This window comes from Pseudomonas sp. NFIX28, assembly GCF_900107395.1.
GTDB lineage: Bacteria > Pseudomonadota > Gammaproteobacteria > Pseudomonadales > Pseudomonadaceae > Aquipseudomonas.
Genome location: NZ_FNPW01000017.1, coordinates 77796 through 95824, shown reverse-complemented (window position 1 = coordinate 95824; position 18029 = coordinate 77796). Strand labels below are relative to the sequence as shown.

Sequence of the window (18029 nt, the reverse complement as noted above, 5' to 3'; positions counted from 1 at the left end):
CTTATTGCTCCACGCCGGCGGGGGCGGCTTGCGATTGGGTGGCCGGGGTCACGGCCGGCTTGGCGTCGGGCTTGATCCACCAGGTCTGGATGCCGATGTCGTACTTGGGCGAGACCTGGGGATGGCCGATATGGTCCCAGTAGGCCACGCGCCAGGTCTTGATGTGCCAGTTGGGAATCACGTAGTAGCCCCATTGCAGCACGCGGTCGAGGGCGCGGGCATGGGCCACCAGGCTCTTGCGCGAGTCGGCGTTGATCAGGTCTTCCACCAGGGCGTCGATGGTCGGGTCCTTGAGACCGATGAAATTGCGGCTGCCGGGGTTGTCGGCGCTGGAAGTCTTCCAGTATTCGCGCTGCTCGTTACCGGGCGAACTCGACTGCGGGAAACTGCCGACCACCATGTCGAAGTCCCGCGAGCGCAGGCGGTTGATGTACTGGGAGACGTCGACCCGGCGAATCACCAGGTCGATCCCCAGGTCGGCGAGGTTGCGCTTGAAGGGCAACAAAATGCGCTCGAATTCGGTCTGCGCCAGCAGGAATTCGATGACGACCGGCTTGCCCTGGGCGTCGACCATCTTGTCGTCGACGATGCGCCAGCCGGCTTCCTGCAACAGCTGGTAGGCCTGGCGCTGCTGGGCGCGGATCATGCCGCTGCCGTCGCACACCGAGGGCTGGAAGGCTTCGCTGAAGACCTGCTCGGGGATCTTGCCGCGCAGCGGTTCGAGGATTTGCAGTTCGTCGGCGTCGGGCAGGCCGGTGGCGGCCATTTCCGAGTTCTCGAAGTAGCTGCGGGTACGGGTGTAGGCACCGTTGAACAGCTGCTTGTTGGTCCACTCGAAGTCCAGCAGCAGGCTCAGGGCCTTGCGCACCCGCACATCCTGGAACAGCGGGCGACGGATGTTGTAGACGAAGCCCTGCATGCCGGTGGGGTTGCCGTTGGGAATCTGTTCCTTGATCAGCCGGCCCTCGGTCACCGCCGGGACGTTGTAGGCGTTGGCCCAGTTCTTTGCGCTGATCTCCAGCCAGTAGTCGAACTGCCCGGCCTTGAGGGCTTCCAGGGCCACGGTGTTGTCGCGGAAATAGTCGGTGACCATGACATCGAAATTGAACTGGCCGCGGTTGATCGGCAAATCCTTGCCCCAGTAATCCTTGACTCGCTCGTAGCGCACCGAGCGCCCGGCCTTCACTTCGGCCACCTTGTACGGGCCGCTGCCGAGGGGGATCTCCAGGTTGCCCTTGGAGAAGTCGCGGTGTTCCCACCAATGCTTGGGCAGCACCGACAGTTGCCCGAGAATCAGCGGCAGCTCGCGATTGTTGGCGTGTTTGAACTTGAACAGCACCTTGAGCGGGTCTTCGGCGACCACTTGATCGACGTCGGCGTAGTAGCCGCGGAACATCGGCGCGCCGGTCTTCATCAGGGTTTCGAAGCTGAATACCACGTCCTCGGCGCGGATCGGATGGCCGTCGTGAAAGCGTGCCTCGGGGCGCAGGTAGAAGCGTACCCAGCTGTTGTCCGGGGCCTTTTCGATCTGCCCGGCGATCAGCCCGTATTCGGTGAAGGGTTCGTCCAGGCTCTGGCGCATCAGGGTGTCGTAGATCAGCCCGATATTGTCCGCCGGCACGCCTTTGTTGATGAACGGGTTGAGGCTGTCGAAGCCGCCGAAGCCGGCCTCGCGGAAGGTGCCGCCCTTGGGCGCGTCCGGGTTGACGTAGGCGAAGTGCTTGAAGTTTGCCGGGTACTTCGGCGGTTCGTTGTACAGGGTCAGGGCGTGTTGCGGGGCGGCCTGGGCGAGACAGGCGATTCCCACCAGCAGCACGCCGCCGGCCCACGGGAGCAGGGCACGCAGGGGCATCATTGGGCTTTCTCCAGAGACTTCAGCCACCAGGCGCTCAGGCCCAGTTGGTAGGGCGGCGTGGTGACGAAGGCGAACCGGTTGCGGTACGCCAGGCGATGATAGTTGAGGTACCAGTTGGGGATGATGTAGTGCTGCCACAGCAGCACCCGATCCAGGGCCCGACCGGCGGCCAGTTGCTCGTCGCGGCTCTGTGCGGCGAGCAGGTGTTCCAGCAGGTGATCGACGATGGGGTTGCTGATGCCTGCATAGTTCTTGCTGCCCTTGACCCTGGCCTGGCTGGAGTGGAAGTACTGCCATTGCTCCAGGCCCGGGCTCAGGGTCTGGCTCAGGGTCATGAGGATCATGTCGAAGTCGAACTGGTCCAGGCGCTGTTTGTATTGCGCCCGGTCCACGGTGCGCAGGCGTGCGTCGATGCCGATGCTGGCGAGGTTTTCGACGTAGGGCTGGAGGATCCGTTCCAGGTTCGGGTTGACCAGCAGCAGCTCGAAACGCAGCGGTTGCCCGGCGCTATTGAGCAGGCGCTGGCCGTTGAGCTTCCAGCCGGCTTCGGCCAGTAGGCCCAGGGCACGGCGCAGGGTGGCCCGCGGAATGCCGCGGCCATCGGTCTGCGGCAGGCTGAAGGGCTGGGTGAACAGGCTGGCCGGCAATTGCTCGCGGTAGGGCGACAGCAGCAGCCATTCATGGCCGACCGGCAGGCCGCTGGCGGAGAACTCGCTGTTCGGGTAATAGCTGGTCGCGCGCTTGTAGGCGCCGCTGAACAGGGTGCGGTTGGTCCACTCGAAGTCGAACATCAGGCCCAGGGCCTCGCGCACCTTGCCCTCGGCGAAAATCGGCCGGCGGCTGTTCATGAACAGGCCTTGGGTCTGGGTCGGGATCTGGTGCGCCACCTGGGCCTTGATGACGTCGCCGCGATTGACTGCGGGGAAGTTGTAGCCGTTGGCCCAGTTCTTCGCCTGGTGCTCGATGTAGATGTCGAATTCGCCGGCCTTGAAGGCTTCGAAGGCCACGCCGCTGTCGCGGTAGAACTCCACCGCGACCTTGTTGAAATTGTTGAAGCCGCGATTGACCGGCAGGTCCTTGCCCCAATAGTCCTTGACCCGCTCGAACAGCAGCGAGCGGCCCGGCTGCACCCGGGTGATGCGGTAGGGGCCGCTGCCCAGCGGCGGCTCGAAGGTGGTGGCCTTGAAGTCGCGGTCTTTCCAGTAATGCTGCGGCAGCACCGGCAGCTCGCCCAGGCGCAGGATCAGCAGCGGGTTGCCGGAGCGCTTGAAGACAAAGCGGATGCGCTGCGGGCCGAGGATATCCACCCGCTGCACTTCCTGCAGATTGGTGCGGTATTGCGGGTGGCCTTCCTTGAGCAGCAACCGGTAGGAAAACGCCACATCGTAGGCGGTGATCGGCTTGCCGTCGTGGAAACGCGCCTCGGGACGCAGGTTGAACACCACCCAGCTGCGGTCTTCGCTGTATTCGACGGAGCGGGCGATCAGGCCGTAGCTGGAAGTCGGCTCGTCGCCGGACGGCGCGTACTGGCCCGTGCCGACCATCAGCGGCTCGTTGAGTTCGTTGACCCCGTATTGCAGGAAGTTGGGCGTGGAAACCGGGCTGCTGCCCTTGAAGGTGTAGGGGGTGAGGGTATCGAAGGTGCCAAACGCCATGAGCCGCAAGGTCCCGCCCTTGGGCGCGGCGGGGTTGACCCAATCGTAATGGGTGAACTTGGCGGGGTACTTGAGCGTGCCGAACTGCGCGTAACCATGACTTTCAGTGATCGTTGCGCTTGCGGGAAAGCTCAAGGCCAGACTGATTAGGGACAGGAGGAGGGGACGCATCAAGGCAGAGATCCGATCCGGGCGGCTTGGGCTTTGTGCTCCGTACAGTAACAGCTTGTATCGACAGGAAAAAGGCCGCCCCCGCCGACCACGACATTTGCCTGTAGCCGCTGCCGAAGGCTGCGAACGATCGGCACGGTCGCGACGATCTTTCTGACGCAGGCGGACCTGCGGCCCTATCGCAGCCTGCGGCAGCGGCTACATCGGAAGAGTCGTTGGAAACATCCCGATTTCAAGGCAATCCTGTAGCCGCTGCCGAAGGCTGCGAACGACCGGCACGGTCGCGACGATCTTCCTGGCGCAGGAGTACCTGCGGCCTTATCGCAGCCTGCGGCAGCGGCTACGCCGGAAGAGTCGTTGGAGATATCACGATTTCAAGGCAACCCCGTAGCCGCTGCCGAAGGCTGCGAACGACTGGCACAGTCGCGGCGATCTTCCTGGCGCAGTAGGACCTGCGCCAGGAGTTACAGATCAGTGAGGCAGGTAGACGGTGAGCATCTGGCCTGGCTTGAGGGCCTGGCCGGCGCGGGGGTTCCAGCGCTTGAGGTGTTGCATCTCGACGTTGAAGCGCTTGGCCACCATGTACAGCGAGTCGCCTTGCTTGACCTTGTACTGGGTCGACTTCTTGTCGGTGCTGGCGACCAGGGTCTTCTTGCCGGAAGTCTTGGCATTGGTCTTGGTGCCGGTCTTGGCTTTGCGGGTGTCCTGCATGACCAGGGTCTGGCCGACCTTGAGTTTCTTGCCGGTCAGATTGTTCCAGCGTTGCAGGTCCTTGACCCCGACCTTGTTGGCCTTGGCGATCTGCGACAGGTTATCGCCACGCTTGACCCGATAGTTGCGCTTGGCCTGGGCCATCTCGCGGCTGTCGGCACCCTCGAACACCGGCTTGAGCGAACGCTGGCTGATCAGTTCCTCGGGTTTCATGGTCGACAGGCTGGCGCTCAGCAGTTGCGCCTTGGACGTCGGCACCAGCAGGTGCTGGGGACCGTCGATGGTGGTGCGCTGCTTGAAGGCCGGATTGAGCTGGAACAGCTCGTCTTCGTCGATATTGGCCACCGCGGCGACCTTGGACAGGTCCATGCGCTGGTTGATCTCGACGACCTGGAAATAAGGTTCGTTGGCGATCGGGTTCAGGTTCACGCCATAGGCTTCGGGCGCCATGACCACTTGGGACAGGGCCAGCAGCTTGGGCACGTAGGCCTGGGTTTCCGACGGCAGCGGCAGGTTCCAGTAGTCGGTGGGCAGGCCGAGTTTCTCGTTGCGCTCGATGGCCCGGCTGACCGTGCCTTCGCCGGCGTTATAGGCCGCCAGGGCCAGCAGCCAGTCGCCATTGAACATGTCGTGCAGGCGGGTCAGGTAATCCATGGCCGCGGTGGTCGACGCGGTGATATCGCGACGGCCATCGTAGAAACGGGTCTGGCGCAGGTTGAAGGAACGACCGGTGGACGGGATGAACTGCCAGAGGCCGACCGCGTCGGCCCGGGAATAGGCCAGCGGGTTGTAGGCGCTCTCGATCACGGGCAGCAGCGCCAGTTCCAGCGGCATGTTGCGTTCTTCAAGGCGTTCGACGATGTAATGGATATAGAGGCTGCCGCGTTCGCTGGCATTCTCGAGAAACGAGGGATTGCTGGCGAACCACAGGCGCTGCTGTTCGATGCGCGGGTTGACGCCGATACCTTCCTGCAACTGGAAACCTTCGCGCATGCGCTCCCAGACGTCCTGGGGCAATTGCGGGCTGGGTTTTTCATTCAGCCAGATGGGTTTCTGCTTGATGCGGGCGTTGAAATTCTGGGTGTGGGAAGTGTCGGTTTGCGGGACGTGGCTCGTGCTTTGGCAGCCCGCCAGGGTGGCGGACACAGCCACCGCGATGGCTTGAGCCAACCGCGTCAATGCGTCTGAATTGATGGATTTACGAATAGATGACGACATTGGCTGGAAGTAAGTTCCGGGCAAAAATGTCGGGCGATTCTAGAAAGCGCACCGGGTGCGGTCAACCATTCAGAATTTTCGTACCAACCCGACACCTGCTTAGAACTTATCTTTCCAAGCCCGCAAGGCAGCAAAAACCGCACTCTGGGCCCGGTTATCGAGGCCGTTCCGTTCGTCCGCTTTTTGTTTAACGGATGTTTCGCCGGTCCGCAGGAAAGGGTTGGTAAGTTTTTCCAGGGCCAGGGTGGAAGGCAGGGTCATGCGGCCGTTTTCCCGCAGTTCGCTGACTTTTTGCAGGCGCTCGGCGATGTGCGGGTTGTCCGGCTCCACCACCTGGGCAAAACGCAGGTTGCTCAGGGTGTATTCGTGGGTGCAGTACACCAGGGTGTCGGCGGGCAAGGCGGCCAGGCGGCTCAGCGAATGGTGCATTTGCTCCGGCGTGCCCTCGAACAGGCGCCCGCAGCCGGCGGCGAACAGGGTGTCGCCGCAAAACAGTAAGCCATGATGGTAGTAGGCAATATGTCCCAGGGTGTGTCCGGGCACCGCGTAGACGTCGAAGTCCCAGCCCAGGATATTGGCCCGGTCGTTGTCGTTCAGGGCCACGTCGCGCCCCGGGATGTTTTCGTTGGCCGGGCCCCAGACCTTGGCGCCGCTGGCTTTTTTCAGCTGTTCGACACCGCCGACGTGGTCGTGGTGGTGATGGGTTACCAGGATATCGCTCAGCACCCAGCCCGGATGCTCGGCGAGCCAGCCCAGGACCGGCGCAGCGTCCCCCGGATCGACCACCGCGCAGCGCTGGTGGCGATGATCCTGTAACAACCAGATGTAGTTATCGGTGAACGCGGGCAGGGCACTGATCTGTATCATCGTTGGAGTCGCCAAGCGGAAAACATTGGCGCATCTTAGAACTTCTTGGCGGGTTGGAGAATGCAATGACCGATAAAGCGTTCGCTCAGGCCGATCCTGACTGGCTGGCCCTGATCAGTTCGGCCCGTGAGTGGCTGTCCGGGCCACTGGGGCAATTTCTGCTGGATGAAGAACGGCGCATGCTCGACGACGAGTTGGGGCGCTTCTTTGGCGGTTACCTGGTGCATTACGGGCCGTCGGCGCAAACCCCGCCGACAGCGCCGCAGGTGCAGCGCAATGTCCGCCTGGGTGCGCCACTGCCCGGCGTGGAGATCGTCTGCGAGGAGCAGGCCTGGCCGCTCAGCGAGCATGCCGCCGATGTGGTGGTGCTGCAGCACGGCCTGGATTTCTGCCTGTCGCCCCACGGCCTGCTGCGCGAAGCCGCCAGCGCGGTGCGCCCTGGCGGGCATCTGCTGATCGTCGGGATCAATCCCTGGAGCAGTTGGGGCCTGCGGCATGCGTTCGCCCATGACGCGCTGCGCAAGGCACGCTGCATTTCGCCGTCGCGGGTCGCCGACTGGCTGAACCTGCTGGGCTTCGCGCTGGAGAAACGCCGCTTCGGGTGCTATCGTCCGCCGCTTGCCTCGGCGGCCTGGCAGGCACGGCTGGCCGGCTGGGAGCGCAAGGCCGGCGACTGGCAACTGTCCGGCGGCGGTTTCTACCTGCTGGTAGCACGCAAGATAGTGGTCGGCCTGCGCCCGGTGCGCCAGGTGCGCCGCGAGCCGATGGGCAAGCTGGTGCCGCTGCCGATGGCCAAGGTCAACCGCCGGCACAGCGAACCCCCTCTTTAATTCAGCCGGGCCGAGTTTGCCCGGCTTGGGCGTTGTCGATCGACGATCGGCGGGCCACAGGTATTTTCGATTGGAAGTCTGGCATGAGCGATAGCGTAGAAATCTTCACCGACGGCGCCTGCAAGGGCAATCCTGGCCCGGGAGGCTGGGGCGCACTGCTGGTGTTCAAGGGCGTGGAGAAGGAACTCTGGGGCGGCGAAGCCAACACCACCAACAACCGCATGGAGCTGATGGCGGCGATCCGTGGCCTGGAGGAACTCAAGCGCGAGTGCCAGGTGATCCTGGTCACTGACTCGCAATATGTGATGAAGGGCATCAACGAATGGATGGCCAACTGGAAAAAGCGCGGCTGGAAAACCGCGGCCAAGGAACCGGTGAAGAATGCCGACCTGTGGCAGCAGCTCGATGAGCAGGTCAACCGCCACCAGGTCACCTGGAAATGGGTGCGCGGCCACACCGGGCACCACGGCAACGAACGGGCAGACCAACTGGCCAACCGCGGCGTCGACGAGGTGCGCGGTTACAAGCAGGCCTGATGCCCTGGCCGGGTAGTCATGGGCAACGCAGCGGCCATTCGAGCCGCTGCTTCATTTCCCGCATCGCGCGGGGCGAATCCACCAGCACCGCATCCATCTTCAGGCAGGCGGCCGCCTGGTAGTCCTCGGCGGTATTGATCCCGATCGCCAGCATCCGCACCTTGCCCCGCGACTGGAAGCAATCCACCGCGGCGGGCGTCCATAGCCGGGCATCCACCTTGGAACGGGCTTCGCCCAGGGTGAAGGTCTCGACCAGTTGAACCGGGCGCCGGTACTCGAAGGCCACCCAACTGGCTGGGGCGGGCGGCGCGCTACAGCTATGGGCGAGAGCGACGCTGGCCAGCCGATCCCGGGTGCTGTCCCGGGATTCAAACAGCCGCGCCTGCGGATATTGCGCGAAAGCCTGTTGGTAGCTGGCATCGGTGGAGTAGATCAGCACCCGGTTCCAGGCATGCAGCTGCTCCAGCAACTGGGCCACAGCCTTGGCCTGGGGAGCGGCTGGCAGGGCCTTCATGTCGAGAATGACCGGCACCGATTCGGGGATCGCCGCCAGCGCCTGGCGCAACGACGGAATGCTCAGCGGCTGCGAACGATAGGGAAATCTCACCTGGCCATCGGCCGCTGTCTGCTTGAAGTTCCAGCCGGCATTCAGCGCTTGCAGCTGTGCGAGGGTTTTTTCGTTGACCGCGCCGGATGCCGGGGTGTTGGCGCCCAGGTCGGCGGGGCGATACAACACCGGCACGCCATCGCGGCTTAGTTGCACGGTGAGCCAGAGCATGTCGACGCCGTTGCGCAGGGCGTTGTCGATGGCCAGCAGGGTGTTCTCGGGAAAGTCCGCGGCACCGCCGCGATGGGCGACGATCAACGGCCGTGGCCCGGCGTCGCTGTCGGTTGCCGGAAGCGATGAACAGCCACCGATGAAGGCCGCGGCCAGCAGCAGGGGGATCACCTGTCGAGTCTCGAGCATGGGAAGGCGGTTTCCTGGAGGTGAGTGCAGGCCGGGTATCGGCACCCCGCCCGCTTGAGTGGGGCGTACGGTAGCGCAATGGTCGCGCTCATTTAAAGCAACGCGTGGAGCGCGGGATAAATGAGCGGCGCCGTCCGGGGCGATCAAAGCGTAAGGATGGCGCTGGCCAGCTGCAGGTCGGAGTAGGGCGAGTCGCCAAGTACCTGGCGAATGTGCTGCAGGGCCGCTTCCAGCTGGGCGCCGCGAATGTCGCCGGCGCTGGCGACAAAGGTTGCGGCATCGCTCCGGGCGGCCAGCACGAGTTTGTCATCCTTGAACGAGCTGGTGGCTTTAGAGCTGCCTTCGGTTGTGCTCAAGGCCAGGCTCATGGTGATGTCGGTGCTGATCACCAGGCTGGTGGCCTGGGCAAGATTGGCGAACAGGCAGGAGCACATCAGAAAGGGCAGTCGAATTTTGCAGGTGGTCATGAGAGGTGGAGGTCCGCTGGAAATATCGTCGCGAACCCTAACAAGCCGCCGCACGGCAAACTGCATGAGCTTTGCGAACGATTGTTAAAAACTGCGCAGGCCGCAACCGGGCGAATCCGGCATGCGTGCCATGCCGCGAGAGCGTGCTAAAATCCCGCGCCTTGAAAGACTTCCACCGTTGAGAACTGACCCCTGATGGCCAACAGATCTGTTGTACTCGATACCGAAACCACCGGCATGCCGGTGACCGACGGCCACCGGATCATTGAAATCGGTTGCGTCGAGTTGATCGGACGGCGCCTGACCGGTCGGCATTTCCACGTTTACCTGCAACCGGATCGCGAGAGCGACGAGGGCGCGATCGGCGTCCACGGCATCACCAACGAATTCCTGGTGGGCAAGCCGCGCTTCGCCGAAGTCGCCGATGAGTTCTTCGAGTTCATCCAGGGCGCGCAGCTGATCATCCACAACGCGGCGTTCGACGTTGGCTTCATCAACAACGAATTCGCCCTGATGGGCCAGCACGACCGCGCCGACATCACCCAGCACTGCACCATCCTCGACACCCTGTTGATGGCCCGGGAACGCCACCCTGGCCAGCGCAACAGCCTCGATGCCTTGTGCAAGCGCTACGACGTCGACAACTCCGGTCGTGAACTGCACGGCGCCTTGCTCGACTCGGAGATTCTCGCCGACGTCTACCTGACCATGACTGGCGGCCAGACCAGCCTGTCGCTGGCCGGCAACGCTTCGGACGGCAACGGCAGCGAAGGCTCGGGCAACCGTGCCAGCGAAATCCGCCGGCTGCCGGCGGATCGCCAGCGCGGTCGGGTGATCCGTGCCAGCGAAGCCGAACTGGCCGAGCACCTGGTGCGTCTCGAGATCATCGCCAAATCCGCCGGTGCCCCGGCGCTCTGGACCCAGCTGGCCGAAGCCAAGGCCCAGCAGCAGTAGTTGTTCGTGGGCGACCTTTTGTTACAGGAGGTCGTTGATGGGGTTCCGCACCGGCCCCCGAGCTTCTACCCTGAGGTGATTGGCGGACGCTTGTCCGCCGCCTCAGGATGCCTGGCGCCATGTACAAAGACCTGAAATTCCCCGTCCTTATCGTGCATCGCGACATCAAGGCCGACACTGTCGCCGGCGACCGGGTGCGGGGGATCGCCAAGGAGCTGGAGCAGGAAGGCTTCAGTATCTTTTCCGCGGTGGACTATGCCGAAGGGCGCCTGGTGGCCTCGACCCATCACGGCCTGGCCTGCATGCTGATCGCCGCCGAAGGCGCCGGGGAAAACACCCATCTGCTGCAAAACATGGTGGAGCTGATCCGCCTGGCTAGGGTACGTGCGCCGAACCTGCCGATCTTCGCCCTGGGCGAGCAGGTGACCCTGGAAAACGCACCGGCCGACGCCATGAGCGAGCTCAATCAGCTGCGCGGCATTCTCTACCTGTTCGAAGACACGGTGCCGTTCCTGGCGCGCCAGGTGGCGCGGGCGGCGCGCAATTACCTCGATGGCCTGTTGCCGCCTTTCTTCAAGGCATTGGTGCAGCACACGGCCGATTCCAACTATTCCTGGCACACCCCGGGGCACGGCGGCGGCGTGGCTTATCGCAAAAGCCCGGTGGGGCAGGCGTTCCATCAGTTCTTTGGGGAAAACACCCTGCGTTCGGACCTGTCGGTATCGGTCCCGGAGCTGGGCTCGCTGCTCGACCACACCGGGCCCCTGGCGGAAGCCGAGGCGCGGGCGGCGCGCAATTTCGGCGCCGACCATACCTTCTTCGTGATCAACGGCACGTCGACGGCGAACAAGATCGTCTGGCACTCCATGGTCGGTCGCGACGACCTGGTGCTGGTGGACCGCAACTGCCACAAGTCGGTACTGCATTCGATCATCATGACCGGCGCGATCCCGCTGTTCCTCTGTCCGGAGCGCAACGAGCTGGGGATCATCGGCCCGATTCCCTTGAGCGAATTCAGCCGCGAATCGATCCAGGCCAAGATCGACGCCAACCCGCTGACCCAGGGCCGGCCTGCCAAGGTCAAGCTGGCGGTGATCACCAACTCGACCTATGACGGCCTCTGCTACAACGCCGAGCTGATCAAGCAGAGCCTGGGCAACAGCGTCGAGGTGCTGCATTTCGACGAGGCCTGGTACGCCTACGCGGCCTTCCATGAGTTCTTCGAGGGGCGTTACGGCATGGGCACCTCGCGCAGCGCCGACAGCCCGCTGGTGTTCACCACCCATTCGACCCACAAGCTTTTGGCGGCCTTCAGCCAGGCCTCGATGATCCATGTGCAGGACGGCGGTGCGCGGCAGCTGGACCGCGACCGCTTCAACGAAGCCTTCATGATGCACATCTCCACGTCGCCGCAATACAGCATCATCGCCTCGCTGGACGTGGCCTCGGCAATGATGGAAGGGCCGGCGGGGCGCTCGCTGCTGCAAGAAATGTTCGACGAGGCCCTGAGTTTCCGCCGGGCCCTGGCCAACCTGCGCCAGCACATCGCCGCCGACGACTGGTGGTTTTCCATCTGGCAACCGGAGCGGGTGGAAGGCATCGACCGGGTCAGCACCGCGGACTGGCTGCTGGAGCCAGAAGGCGAATGGCATGGCTTCGCCGGGGTGACCGACGATTACGTGCTGCTGGACCCGATCAAGGTCACTCTGGTGATGCCCGGGCTTACCGCTGGCGGTGCCTTGAGCGAGCGCGGGATTCCGGCGGCGGTGGTCAGCAAGTTTCTCTGGGAGCGCGGCCTGGTGGTGGAAAAGACCGGCCTGTATTCATTTCTGGTGCTGTTTTCCATGGGCATCACCAAAGGCAAGTGGAGCACGCTGCTGACCGAGCTGCTGGAGTTCAAGCGCAACTACGACGCCAATGCCAGCCTCGCGGCCTGCCTGCCGAGCATCGCCCAGCAGGACATGGCGCGCTACCAGGGCATGGGCCTGCGCGACCTCTGCGATCAGTTGCATGCCTGTTACCGCAGCAATGCCACGGCCAAGCACCTCAAGCGCATGTACACCGTGCTGCCGGAGGTGACGATGAAGCCCGCCGACGCCTACGATCAGTTGGTGCGGGGCGAGGTCGAGGCCGTCTCCATCGATGCCCTTGCCGGGCGGGTGGCGGCGGTGATGCTGGTGCCATACCCGCCGGGTATCCCATTGATCATGCCGGGCGAACGTTTCACCGAATCGACCCGCTCGATCATCGATTACCTGGCGTTTGCCCGTACGTTCGATAGCAGCTTTCCCGGCTTTGTCGCGGATGTGCATGGATTGCAGCATGAAGACGAAGGCAATGGGCGGCATTACACCGTCGATTGCATCAAGGTTTGAGGACGTTTCCCGCTATGCAGCCAATGATCAATCCCAAGTATCCCGGCTTGTCGGTGCGTGTCGCCGACGATGGTTTCGCCGCCTATGTGTGGGGTAGCGATTTCAGCTTCGAAGTCAGCGCCTACGCCCAGGCCGAGAGCGAGCAGGCGGTGGCCAAATGGCCATTGCGGCATATCACCCCGTACCGCAAGTGCTACGGCATCGATCCCGAAGAATTCAGCAGCTATCGCGATGCCGCCGACAGCGCGGTGTTCATGGCCTACCTGGACGACGAGCCGGTCGGCCATGTGGTGGTCAGCACCAACTGGAACGGTTACGCCCATATCGACGAGCTGGCGGTGCACGCCCCGGCGCGACGCCACGGGGTGGCCAAGGCCTTGCTGGATGTCGCGCAGTTCTGGAGCCGCAAGAAGAAGCTGCCGGGCATCATGCTGGAAACCCAGAACAACAACCTGGGAGCCTGCCGGCTCTACGAGCGCTGTGGTTATGTGGTCGGTGGCATCGACCACCTGCGTTATCGCGGGATCGATCCGACCACGGCCGAGGTGGCGATTTTCTGGTATCGGCTATTCAACGACGAACTGGCGCGGTAAGCCGGGGGCTAGCCGGCCAGCATGCCTTCGGCTTTTTCCGTGAGGGTTTCCAGCAACGCCTCGAGGGTTGGCGAGGGCGCGTTGCCGCTGCGGGTCAAGGCATAAAGAGTGACCGGGATCGGCGGCGACAGCGGGCAGACGTCCAGGCCGCCCGCGCGGGCGCCCAGCGCGGTGAAGGGGTCGACAATGGCCAGGCCTTCGCCAGCCTCGACCATGCTGCGCATCATCTGGTGGGTTTGCACCCGGGTGTGAATGGTCGGGCTGGGGCGCAGGTTCTGCAGCTTGCTGTCGAGGGTCACGCTCAGCGGGTCCTGGCCTTCCAGGCCGACCATGGCCTGGCCCGCCAGGTCCTGCAGGGAAATGTACTTCTGCTTCGGTTGCAACCAGCCGTGGGGGGCTAGCAGTTGCAGCTTGCCCTGGGCCAGGGCCACGCACTGGATATCGGGGTGATCGGGGTTGTGCAGGCTCAGGCCCAAGTCGCCTTCGCGCAGCAACAGGCTCTTGACCATGTCGCGGGTGCCCTGGCTGGCGAGATTGCATGGGGTATCGGGAAAGCGCCGGCGCAGGGCGGCGATGCTCTGCGGCAACAGTTGCTGGGCCAGGGGCGGGGTGCCGATGATGCGCAAGGGCGGCGCCTGGTATTGTTTCAGGCTGTCGGCCAGGCGTTGCACGGGTTCGAAGGCGTCATACAGGGTGGCGATCGCCGGCTGTAGCTCGCGGGCCTCTCGAGTGGCTTGCAGGCGGCCGCGAACACTGGCGAAGAGCATGAAGCCCAATTGGCCTTCGGCGTCGCGCAGGATCGCTTCCACTTCGGCCACCGGCAGTTGCAGCAGCTCGGCGGCCGTGCCCAGGTGACCGGTTTGCAGGAGCGCCTGAATCACTTCGATATGACGTAAACGCATGCTTGAAGTCCATGTCCAGCCGGTGAGGGATTCATCCTGAATCCTAACTCATGTCCAGGCTTATGACTTCAGCTCATAACGGCACGTTATGAAGGGAGAATGGTCTCGGGTTCGCGAATGAGGGTGATGCCCGATTGCACGAGGAGAAACTGGTTGTCGTCCATTTTGTTGACGCGATCGCCAATGGCCAGGCGATAGGTGGTAACAGGCTCCGAGCCGGCGATACCGTCTGGCGACGGGGTGGATTCCTGGAACTCATGCACCGAATAGACACGGCCTTCCGCGTCCCTTGCATGAAATTGTCCGACGAGTACTGCTGCCATCTTTAGAGCCTCTGGAGATAAAACACTCAATTCGCGGTCCTGTAGACCGTGCCTGGGTGAAGGAAGTTTAGCGACGAAAAAAAAATAGTCCGCAGCCTGGTTGCAGCGCGCGTACAGCGGCGCGGCACATGAAAAAGCTCGCCAATTTTCCTTGCGCGGGTGGCTCCAGGCGGGATGGATCATCTATAACTACCAGCCTCCTCAACCAGAAGTCGGGAATTGGCTATGAGCAACGTCTACACGATCGCAGTGCTGGTGGGTAGCCTGAGAAAGGCCTCGATCAACCGGAAAGTGGCGCTGGCCCTGGCGGAACTGGCCCCGGCCAATTTGCGGCTGAATATTGTCGAGATTGGCGACTTGCCGCTCTACAACGAAGACATCGATGTGGATCCGCCGGCCGCCTACCAGACCTTCCGCCAGCAGGTAAGTGGCGCCGATGCGGTGCTGTTCGTGACCCCGGAATACAACCGCTCGGTTCCCGCGCCGCTGAAGAATGCCATCGACGTGGGCTCGCGGCCCTATGGCAAGAGCGCCTGGAGCGGCAAGCCGGGAGCGGTGATCAGTGTCTCCCCGGGCGCCGTCGGCGGCTTCGGCGCCAACCACCACCTGCGCCAGTCGCTGGTATTCCTCAATGTGCCGTGCATGCAGCAGCCGGAAGCCTACCTGGGTGGCGCCGGCTCGGCTTTCGACGAGGCGGGCAAGCTGTCCGAGTCGGTCAAGCCGTTCTTGCAGGGCTTCATCAATGCCTACGCCCAGTGGGTCGAGCAGCATAAAAAGCTCTGATCTGCGCGCCGCGAAAGCCGGCCAGCCGGCTTTCGCGGGGCATGGGCGATTCCCGTGCCGTGAGAAAAGCGCTTTACCGCATATCTGAATATTCATATATTCGCCACTTCATATGTCTGGAGTGGCCCTTGTGTCCGACACTCTCAACCCCGCCGAGCTGTTCAAGGCACTTGCCGACGAAACCCGTAGCCGCATTGCCTTGCTGGTTACCCACGAAGGCGAGTTGTGCGTCTGTGAGCTGACCGCCGCGCTGGGCCAGAGCCAGCCGAAGATCTCCCGGCACCTGGCGCTGTTGCGCAGTTGCGGCTTGCTGGCCGACCGTCGCCAGGGGCAGTGGATCTACTACCGGCTGCATCCGCAATTGGCCCCCTGGGTGAGCACCCTGCTGCAAAACACGCTGCAGGCCAACAGCCCCTGGTTGCTGGGCGACCTGCAACGCCTGCAAGGCATGACCGATCGCCCCGTGCGCTGCTGCTGAATTCCTCCCCAACTTCATTTTCTGTTCAAGGCTGCCTGGCATGCTGACTGCTTCATTGATTTTCCTGCTGACCATTACCCTGGTGATCTGGCAGCCCAAGGGCCTCGGCGTGGGCTGGAGCGCGGTGTTCGGCGCGGTGCTCGCATTACTGTTCGGGGTCGTGCAATTAACGGATATTCCGGTGGTCTGGCAGATCATCTGGAACGCCACCGGCACCTTTGTGGCCTTGATCATCATCAGTCTGCTGCTCGACGAGGCCGGCTTTTTCGCCTGGGCCGCCTTGCATGTGGCGCGCTGGGGGCAGGGCAGCGGACGCAAGCTGTTTGCCTTCATGGTGCTGCTGGGGGCGCTGGTGTCGGCGCTGTTCGCCAACGACGGAGCGGCGCTGATTCTCACGCCGATCGTGATTTCCATGTTGCTGGCGCTGCGGTTCTCCAGGGCGGCGACCCTGGCGTTCGTCATGGGCGCCGGGTTCATCGCCGATACCGCGAGCTTGCCGCTGGTGGTGTCGAACCTGGTGAATATCGTTTCCGCGGACTTCTTCAACATCGGCTTCAACCAGTACGCCGCGGTGATGCTGCCGGTGAACCTGGTCAGCGTGGCCGCGACCCTGGCGGTGCTGCTGTGGTTTTTCCGCCGCGACATTCCGCAAGCCTACGATCCCGAGGAATTGGAATCGCCGGCCAGCGCGATCCGCGACAAGGCCACCTTCGTCGCCGGCTGGTGGGTGTTGATCATCCTGCTGCTGGGCTGTTTCGCCCTGGAGCCGCTGGGCATTCCCGTCAGCGCGATTTCGGCGGTGTGCGCGGCCTTGCTGCTGGGCATCGCGGCCAGGGGCCACAAGATCTCGACCCGCAAGGTCCTCGGCGAAGCGCCGTGGCAGATCGTGATTTTCTCCCTGGGCATGTACCTGGTGGTGTACGGCCTGCGCAATGCCGGCTTGACCACCTATCTGGCCGGCTGGCTCGACCGCTTCGCCGAGCACGGTATCTGGGGCGCGGCCATGGGCACCGGGTTGCTGACGGCCTTCTTGTCCTCGATCATGAACAACATGCCGACGGTGCTGATCGGCGCGTTGTCCATCGACGCCAGCCAGGCCAGCGGCCTGGTCAAGGAAGCCATGATCTATGCCAACGTGATTGGCAGCGACCTGGGGCCGAAGATCACCCCGATCGGCAGCCTGGCCACCTTGCTCTGGCTGCACGTGCTGGAGCGCAAGAACATTCATATCGGCTGGGGCCGCTACTTCAAGGTCGGTATCGTGCTGACCCTGCCGGTGCTGCTGGTGACCCTGGCGGCGCTGGCCCTGCGTTTGTCGGTGATGTAGGAAGGCTGAGGTGCTGAGGGCGGCTCAAGCCGTACCCGGCACATTCGGCCAGAGGTCCGCCACCAAGAACAGGCGCTCGGCTTCTTCCCAGTCGCCGGCGCGGTTTTCCGTCAGGCGCACCAGCAGTTGCGCCGGGGCCTGCGGGTCCAGTTCCTGCAGCCAGGCTTGCAACTGCTGATCGCTCCAGGTTTGCGCCGCCGGGTAGGACGCCGGCGCCAGCCAGGCCTGGCGTGGCAAGGGTTGCCAGCGCCCGACCGGGCTTTGCGCGATAAAGGCCGGCCAGTCGCGCTGGTGCAGCCAACGCCCGCGCAGGTGCTGCGGATGAGCACCGCGAGGCGGCCGGGTGGCGCCGGGCCACGGGTAGAGCAGGTAGCCGCCGAGCCACAGGTGCGCGCTGAAGTCCTGGATATCCATGGCCGCGAGCACCTCCAGGCTGTCGGCCCGGGCGGAGATCGGCAACTGGTGTTCATTCAAATGCGCGAGCTTGCGGTCCAGGCGATCGTGGCAGCCGGGGCCCAGCCATGCCGCGGTGTCTTCGCCGTCGCCCGATTGCGGGCCGAGGTAGAGCTTGATCGCCAGTTCCAGGTGATGAATGCCGTCGCGATCGCGCAGCAGCATGTCCAGTTCGCCCAGGGTGTGGCCTGCACGGCGGATCGGCAGGTTGGCCGCCAACAGCTCGACGCCGGGCGCGTGCTGTACGGCAAATTGCCACAGGCGTTCGTAATACAGGCCCAGGCGCTTGGTCGGGCCGAGGGCCAGCCAGCGGCGCAGGATGCGGTCGTCCTGGTCCAGCTGGCGCAACCAGTGTTCCAGCGCCTGGGGCGCCTGCACCCAGTCGCTGCCGGCCAGTGGATGGCGCTGCGGCCAGGGCGTCTGGTCGAGCATCGGTGGCGCGAGGATGACCCAGGCCAGGTCGCGCACTTCGGGGTGGCGCAACTGGCGGGGGAGGTCGAGCAAGCCGGGAAACAGGATCATTCTGCGAGCATAGCGCCTAACGTCGAGGCTGAAAGGATTTTG

At 63.6% G+C, this 18029-nt stretch carries 17 protein-coding genes; 8 read left to right on the top strand and 9 right to left on the bottom strand.

Features of this window, described 5'->3' with window-relative positions:
• Nucleotide 1: 1 nt before the first annotated feature.
• From BLV20_RS26270 to gloB, 4 genes are all read right to left on the bottom strand, one after another.
• Entirely contained in the window at nucleotides 2–1855 is a 1854-nt protein-coding gene (locus tag BLV20_RS26270; protein ID WP_092305331.1) for an extracellular solute-binding protein, read from the bottom strand.
• Nucleotides 1852–3681, bottom strand: a complete 1830-nt coding sequence (locus BLV20_RS26265; protein WP_092305330.1) for an extracellular solute-binding protein — start codon at nucleotides 3679–3681, stop codon at nucleotides 1852–1854. The genes BLV20_RS26270 and BLV20_RS26265 overlap by 4 nt, the downstream gene beginning before the upstream one ends.
• 471 nt (nucleotides 3682–4152) lie before the next feature.
• Nucleotides 4153–5610, bottom strand: a complete 1458-nt coding sequence (locus BLV20_RS26260; protein ID WP_092305329.1) for a transglycosylase SLT domain-containing protein — start codon at nucleotides 5608–5610, stop codon at nucleotides 4153–4155.
• Nucleotides 5611–5709: 99 nt separating this feature from the next.
• Nucleotides 5710–6477: a hydroxyacylglutathione hydrolase gene (gene gloB / locus BLV20_RS26255; RefSeq protein ID WP_092305328.1), complete on the bottom strand. Its 768-nt coding sequence runs from the start codon at nucleotides 6475–6477 to the stop codon at nucleotides 5710–5712.
• A 65-nt stretch (nucleotides 6478–6542) separates the two neighbouring features.
• On the opposite strand from gloB, the gene BLV20_RS26250 reads away from it, so the two are divergent.
• Together BLV20_RS26250 and rnhA are read left to right on the top strand one after the other, a co-directional pair.
• Nucleotides 6543–7307, top strand: coding sequence for a class I SAM-dependent methyltransferase (locus BLV20_RS26250; RefSeq protein ID WP_092305327.1), 765 nt, complete (start codon nucleotides 6543–6545; stop codon nucleotides 7305–7307).
• An 83-nt stretch (nucleotides 7308–7390) separates the two neighbouring features.
• On the top strand, nucleotides 7391–7843 hold the full coding sequence (gene rnhA, locus BLV20_RS26245) for a ribonuclease HI (protein WP_009048707.1): 453 nt from the start codon (nucleotides 7391–7393) through the stop codon (nucleotides 7841–7843).
• Between the two features lie 16 nt (nucleotides 7844–7859).
• On the opposite strand, the gene BLV20_RS26240 is transcribed toward rnhA, so the two are convergent.
• Together BLV20_RS26240 and BLV20_RS26235 are read right to left on the bottom strand one after the other, a co-directional pair.
• The gene (locus tag BLV20_RS26240) at nucleotides 7860–8810 is read right to left on the bottom strand and encodes a glycerophosphodiester phosphodiesterase family protein (protein WP_092305326.1); all 951 of its coding nucleotides are present in this window, start codon (nucleotides 8808–8810) and stop codon (nucleotides 7860–7862) included.
• A 143-nt stretch (nucleotides 8811–8953) separates the two neighbouring features.
• Entirely contained in the window at nucleotides 8954–9277 is a 324-nt protein-coding gene (locus BLV20_RS26235) for a DUF2388 domain-containing protein (protein ID WP_092305325.1), read from the bottom strand.
• 195 nt (nucleotides 9278–9472) lie between these two features.
• Here BLV20_RS26235 and dnaQ point away from each other — a divergent pair, with 195 nt between their 5' ends.
• The 3 genes from dnaQ to BLV20_RS26220 all read left to right on the top strand — a co-directional run bounded on the left by dnaQ (nucleotide 9473) and on the right by BLV20_RS26220 (nucleotide 13199).
• Nucleotides 9473–10231 (top strand): DNA polymerase III subunit epsilon, encoded by a 759-nt coding sequence (gene dnaQ, locus BLV20_RS26230; RefSeq protein WP_092305324.1) that lies wholly within the window; start codon nucleotides 9473–9475, stop codon nucleotides 10229–10231.
• Between the two features lie 119 nt (nucleotides 10232–10350).
• A complete protein-coding gene (locus BLV20_RS26225; RefSeq protein WP_092305323.1) occupies nucleotides 10351–12606 on the top strand; it encodes an Orn/Lys/Arg family decarboxylase in 2256 nt (751 codons plus the stop codon).
• Between the two features lie 14 nt (nucleotides 12607–12620).
• Nucleotides 12621–13199, top strand: coding sequence for a GNAT family N-acetyltransferase (locus BLV20_RS26220; RefSeq protein ID WP_092305322.1), 579 nt, complete (start codon nucleotides 12621–12623; stop codon nucleotides 13197–13199).
• Between the two features lie 8 nt (nucleotides 13200–13207).
• Here BLV20_RS26220 and BLV20_RS26215 read toward each other — a convergent pair whose 3' ends face one another.
• Entirely contained in the window at nucleotides 13208–14101 is an 894-nt protein-coding gene (locus tag BLV20_RS26215) for a LysR substrate-binding domain-containing protein (protein ID WP_092305321.1), read from the bottom strand.
• A gap of 86 nt (nucleotides 14102–14187) precedes the next feature.
• Nucleotides 14188–14424, bottom strand: coding sequence for a hypothetical protein (locus BLV20_RS26210; RefSeq protein ID WP_092305320.1), 237 nt, complete (start codon nucleotides 14422–14424; stop codon nucleotides 14188–14190).
• Nucleotides 14425–14649: 225 nt separating this feature from the next.
• Between BLV20_RS26210 and BLV20_RS26205 the strand changes: the two genes are divergently transcribed.
• The 3 genes from BLV20_RS26205 (at nucleotide 14650) to BLV20_RS26195 (ending at nucleotide 17012) form a co-directional block, all read left to right on the top strand.
• Nucleotides 14650–15207, top strand: a complete 558-nt coding sequence (locus BLV20_RS26205; RefSeq protein ID WP_092305319.1) for an NADPH-dependent FMN reductase — start codon at nucleotides 14650–14652, stop codon at nucleotides 15205–15207.
• A 130-nt stretch (nucleotides 15208–15337) separates the two neighbouring features.
• Nucleotides 15338–15685: a metalloregulator ArsR/SmtB family transcription factor gene (locus BLV20_RS26200; RefSeq protein ID WP_092305318.1), complete on the top strand. Its 348-nt coding sequence runs from the start codon at nucleotides 15338–15340 to the stop codon at nucleotides 15683–15685.
• A gap of 40 nt (nucleotides 15686–15725) precedes the next feature.
• Nucleotides 15726–17012: an arsenic transporter gene (locus BLV20_RS26195; protein WP_092305317.1), complete on the top strand. Its 1287-nt coding sequence runs from the start codon at nucleotides 15726–15728 to the stop codon at nucleotides 17010–17012.
• A 24-nt stretch (nucleotides 17013–17036) separates the two neighbouring features.
• On the opposite strand, the gene BLV20_RS26190 is transcribed toward BLV20_RS26195, so the two are convergent.
• Nucleotides 17037–17987: a DUF1853 family protein gene (locus BLV20_RS26190; RefSeq protein WP_092305316.1), complete on the bottom strand. Its 951-nt coding sequence runs from the start codon at nucleotides 17985–17987 to the stop codon at nucleotides 17037–17039.
• Nucleotides 17988–18029: the final 42 nt, after the last annotated feature.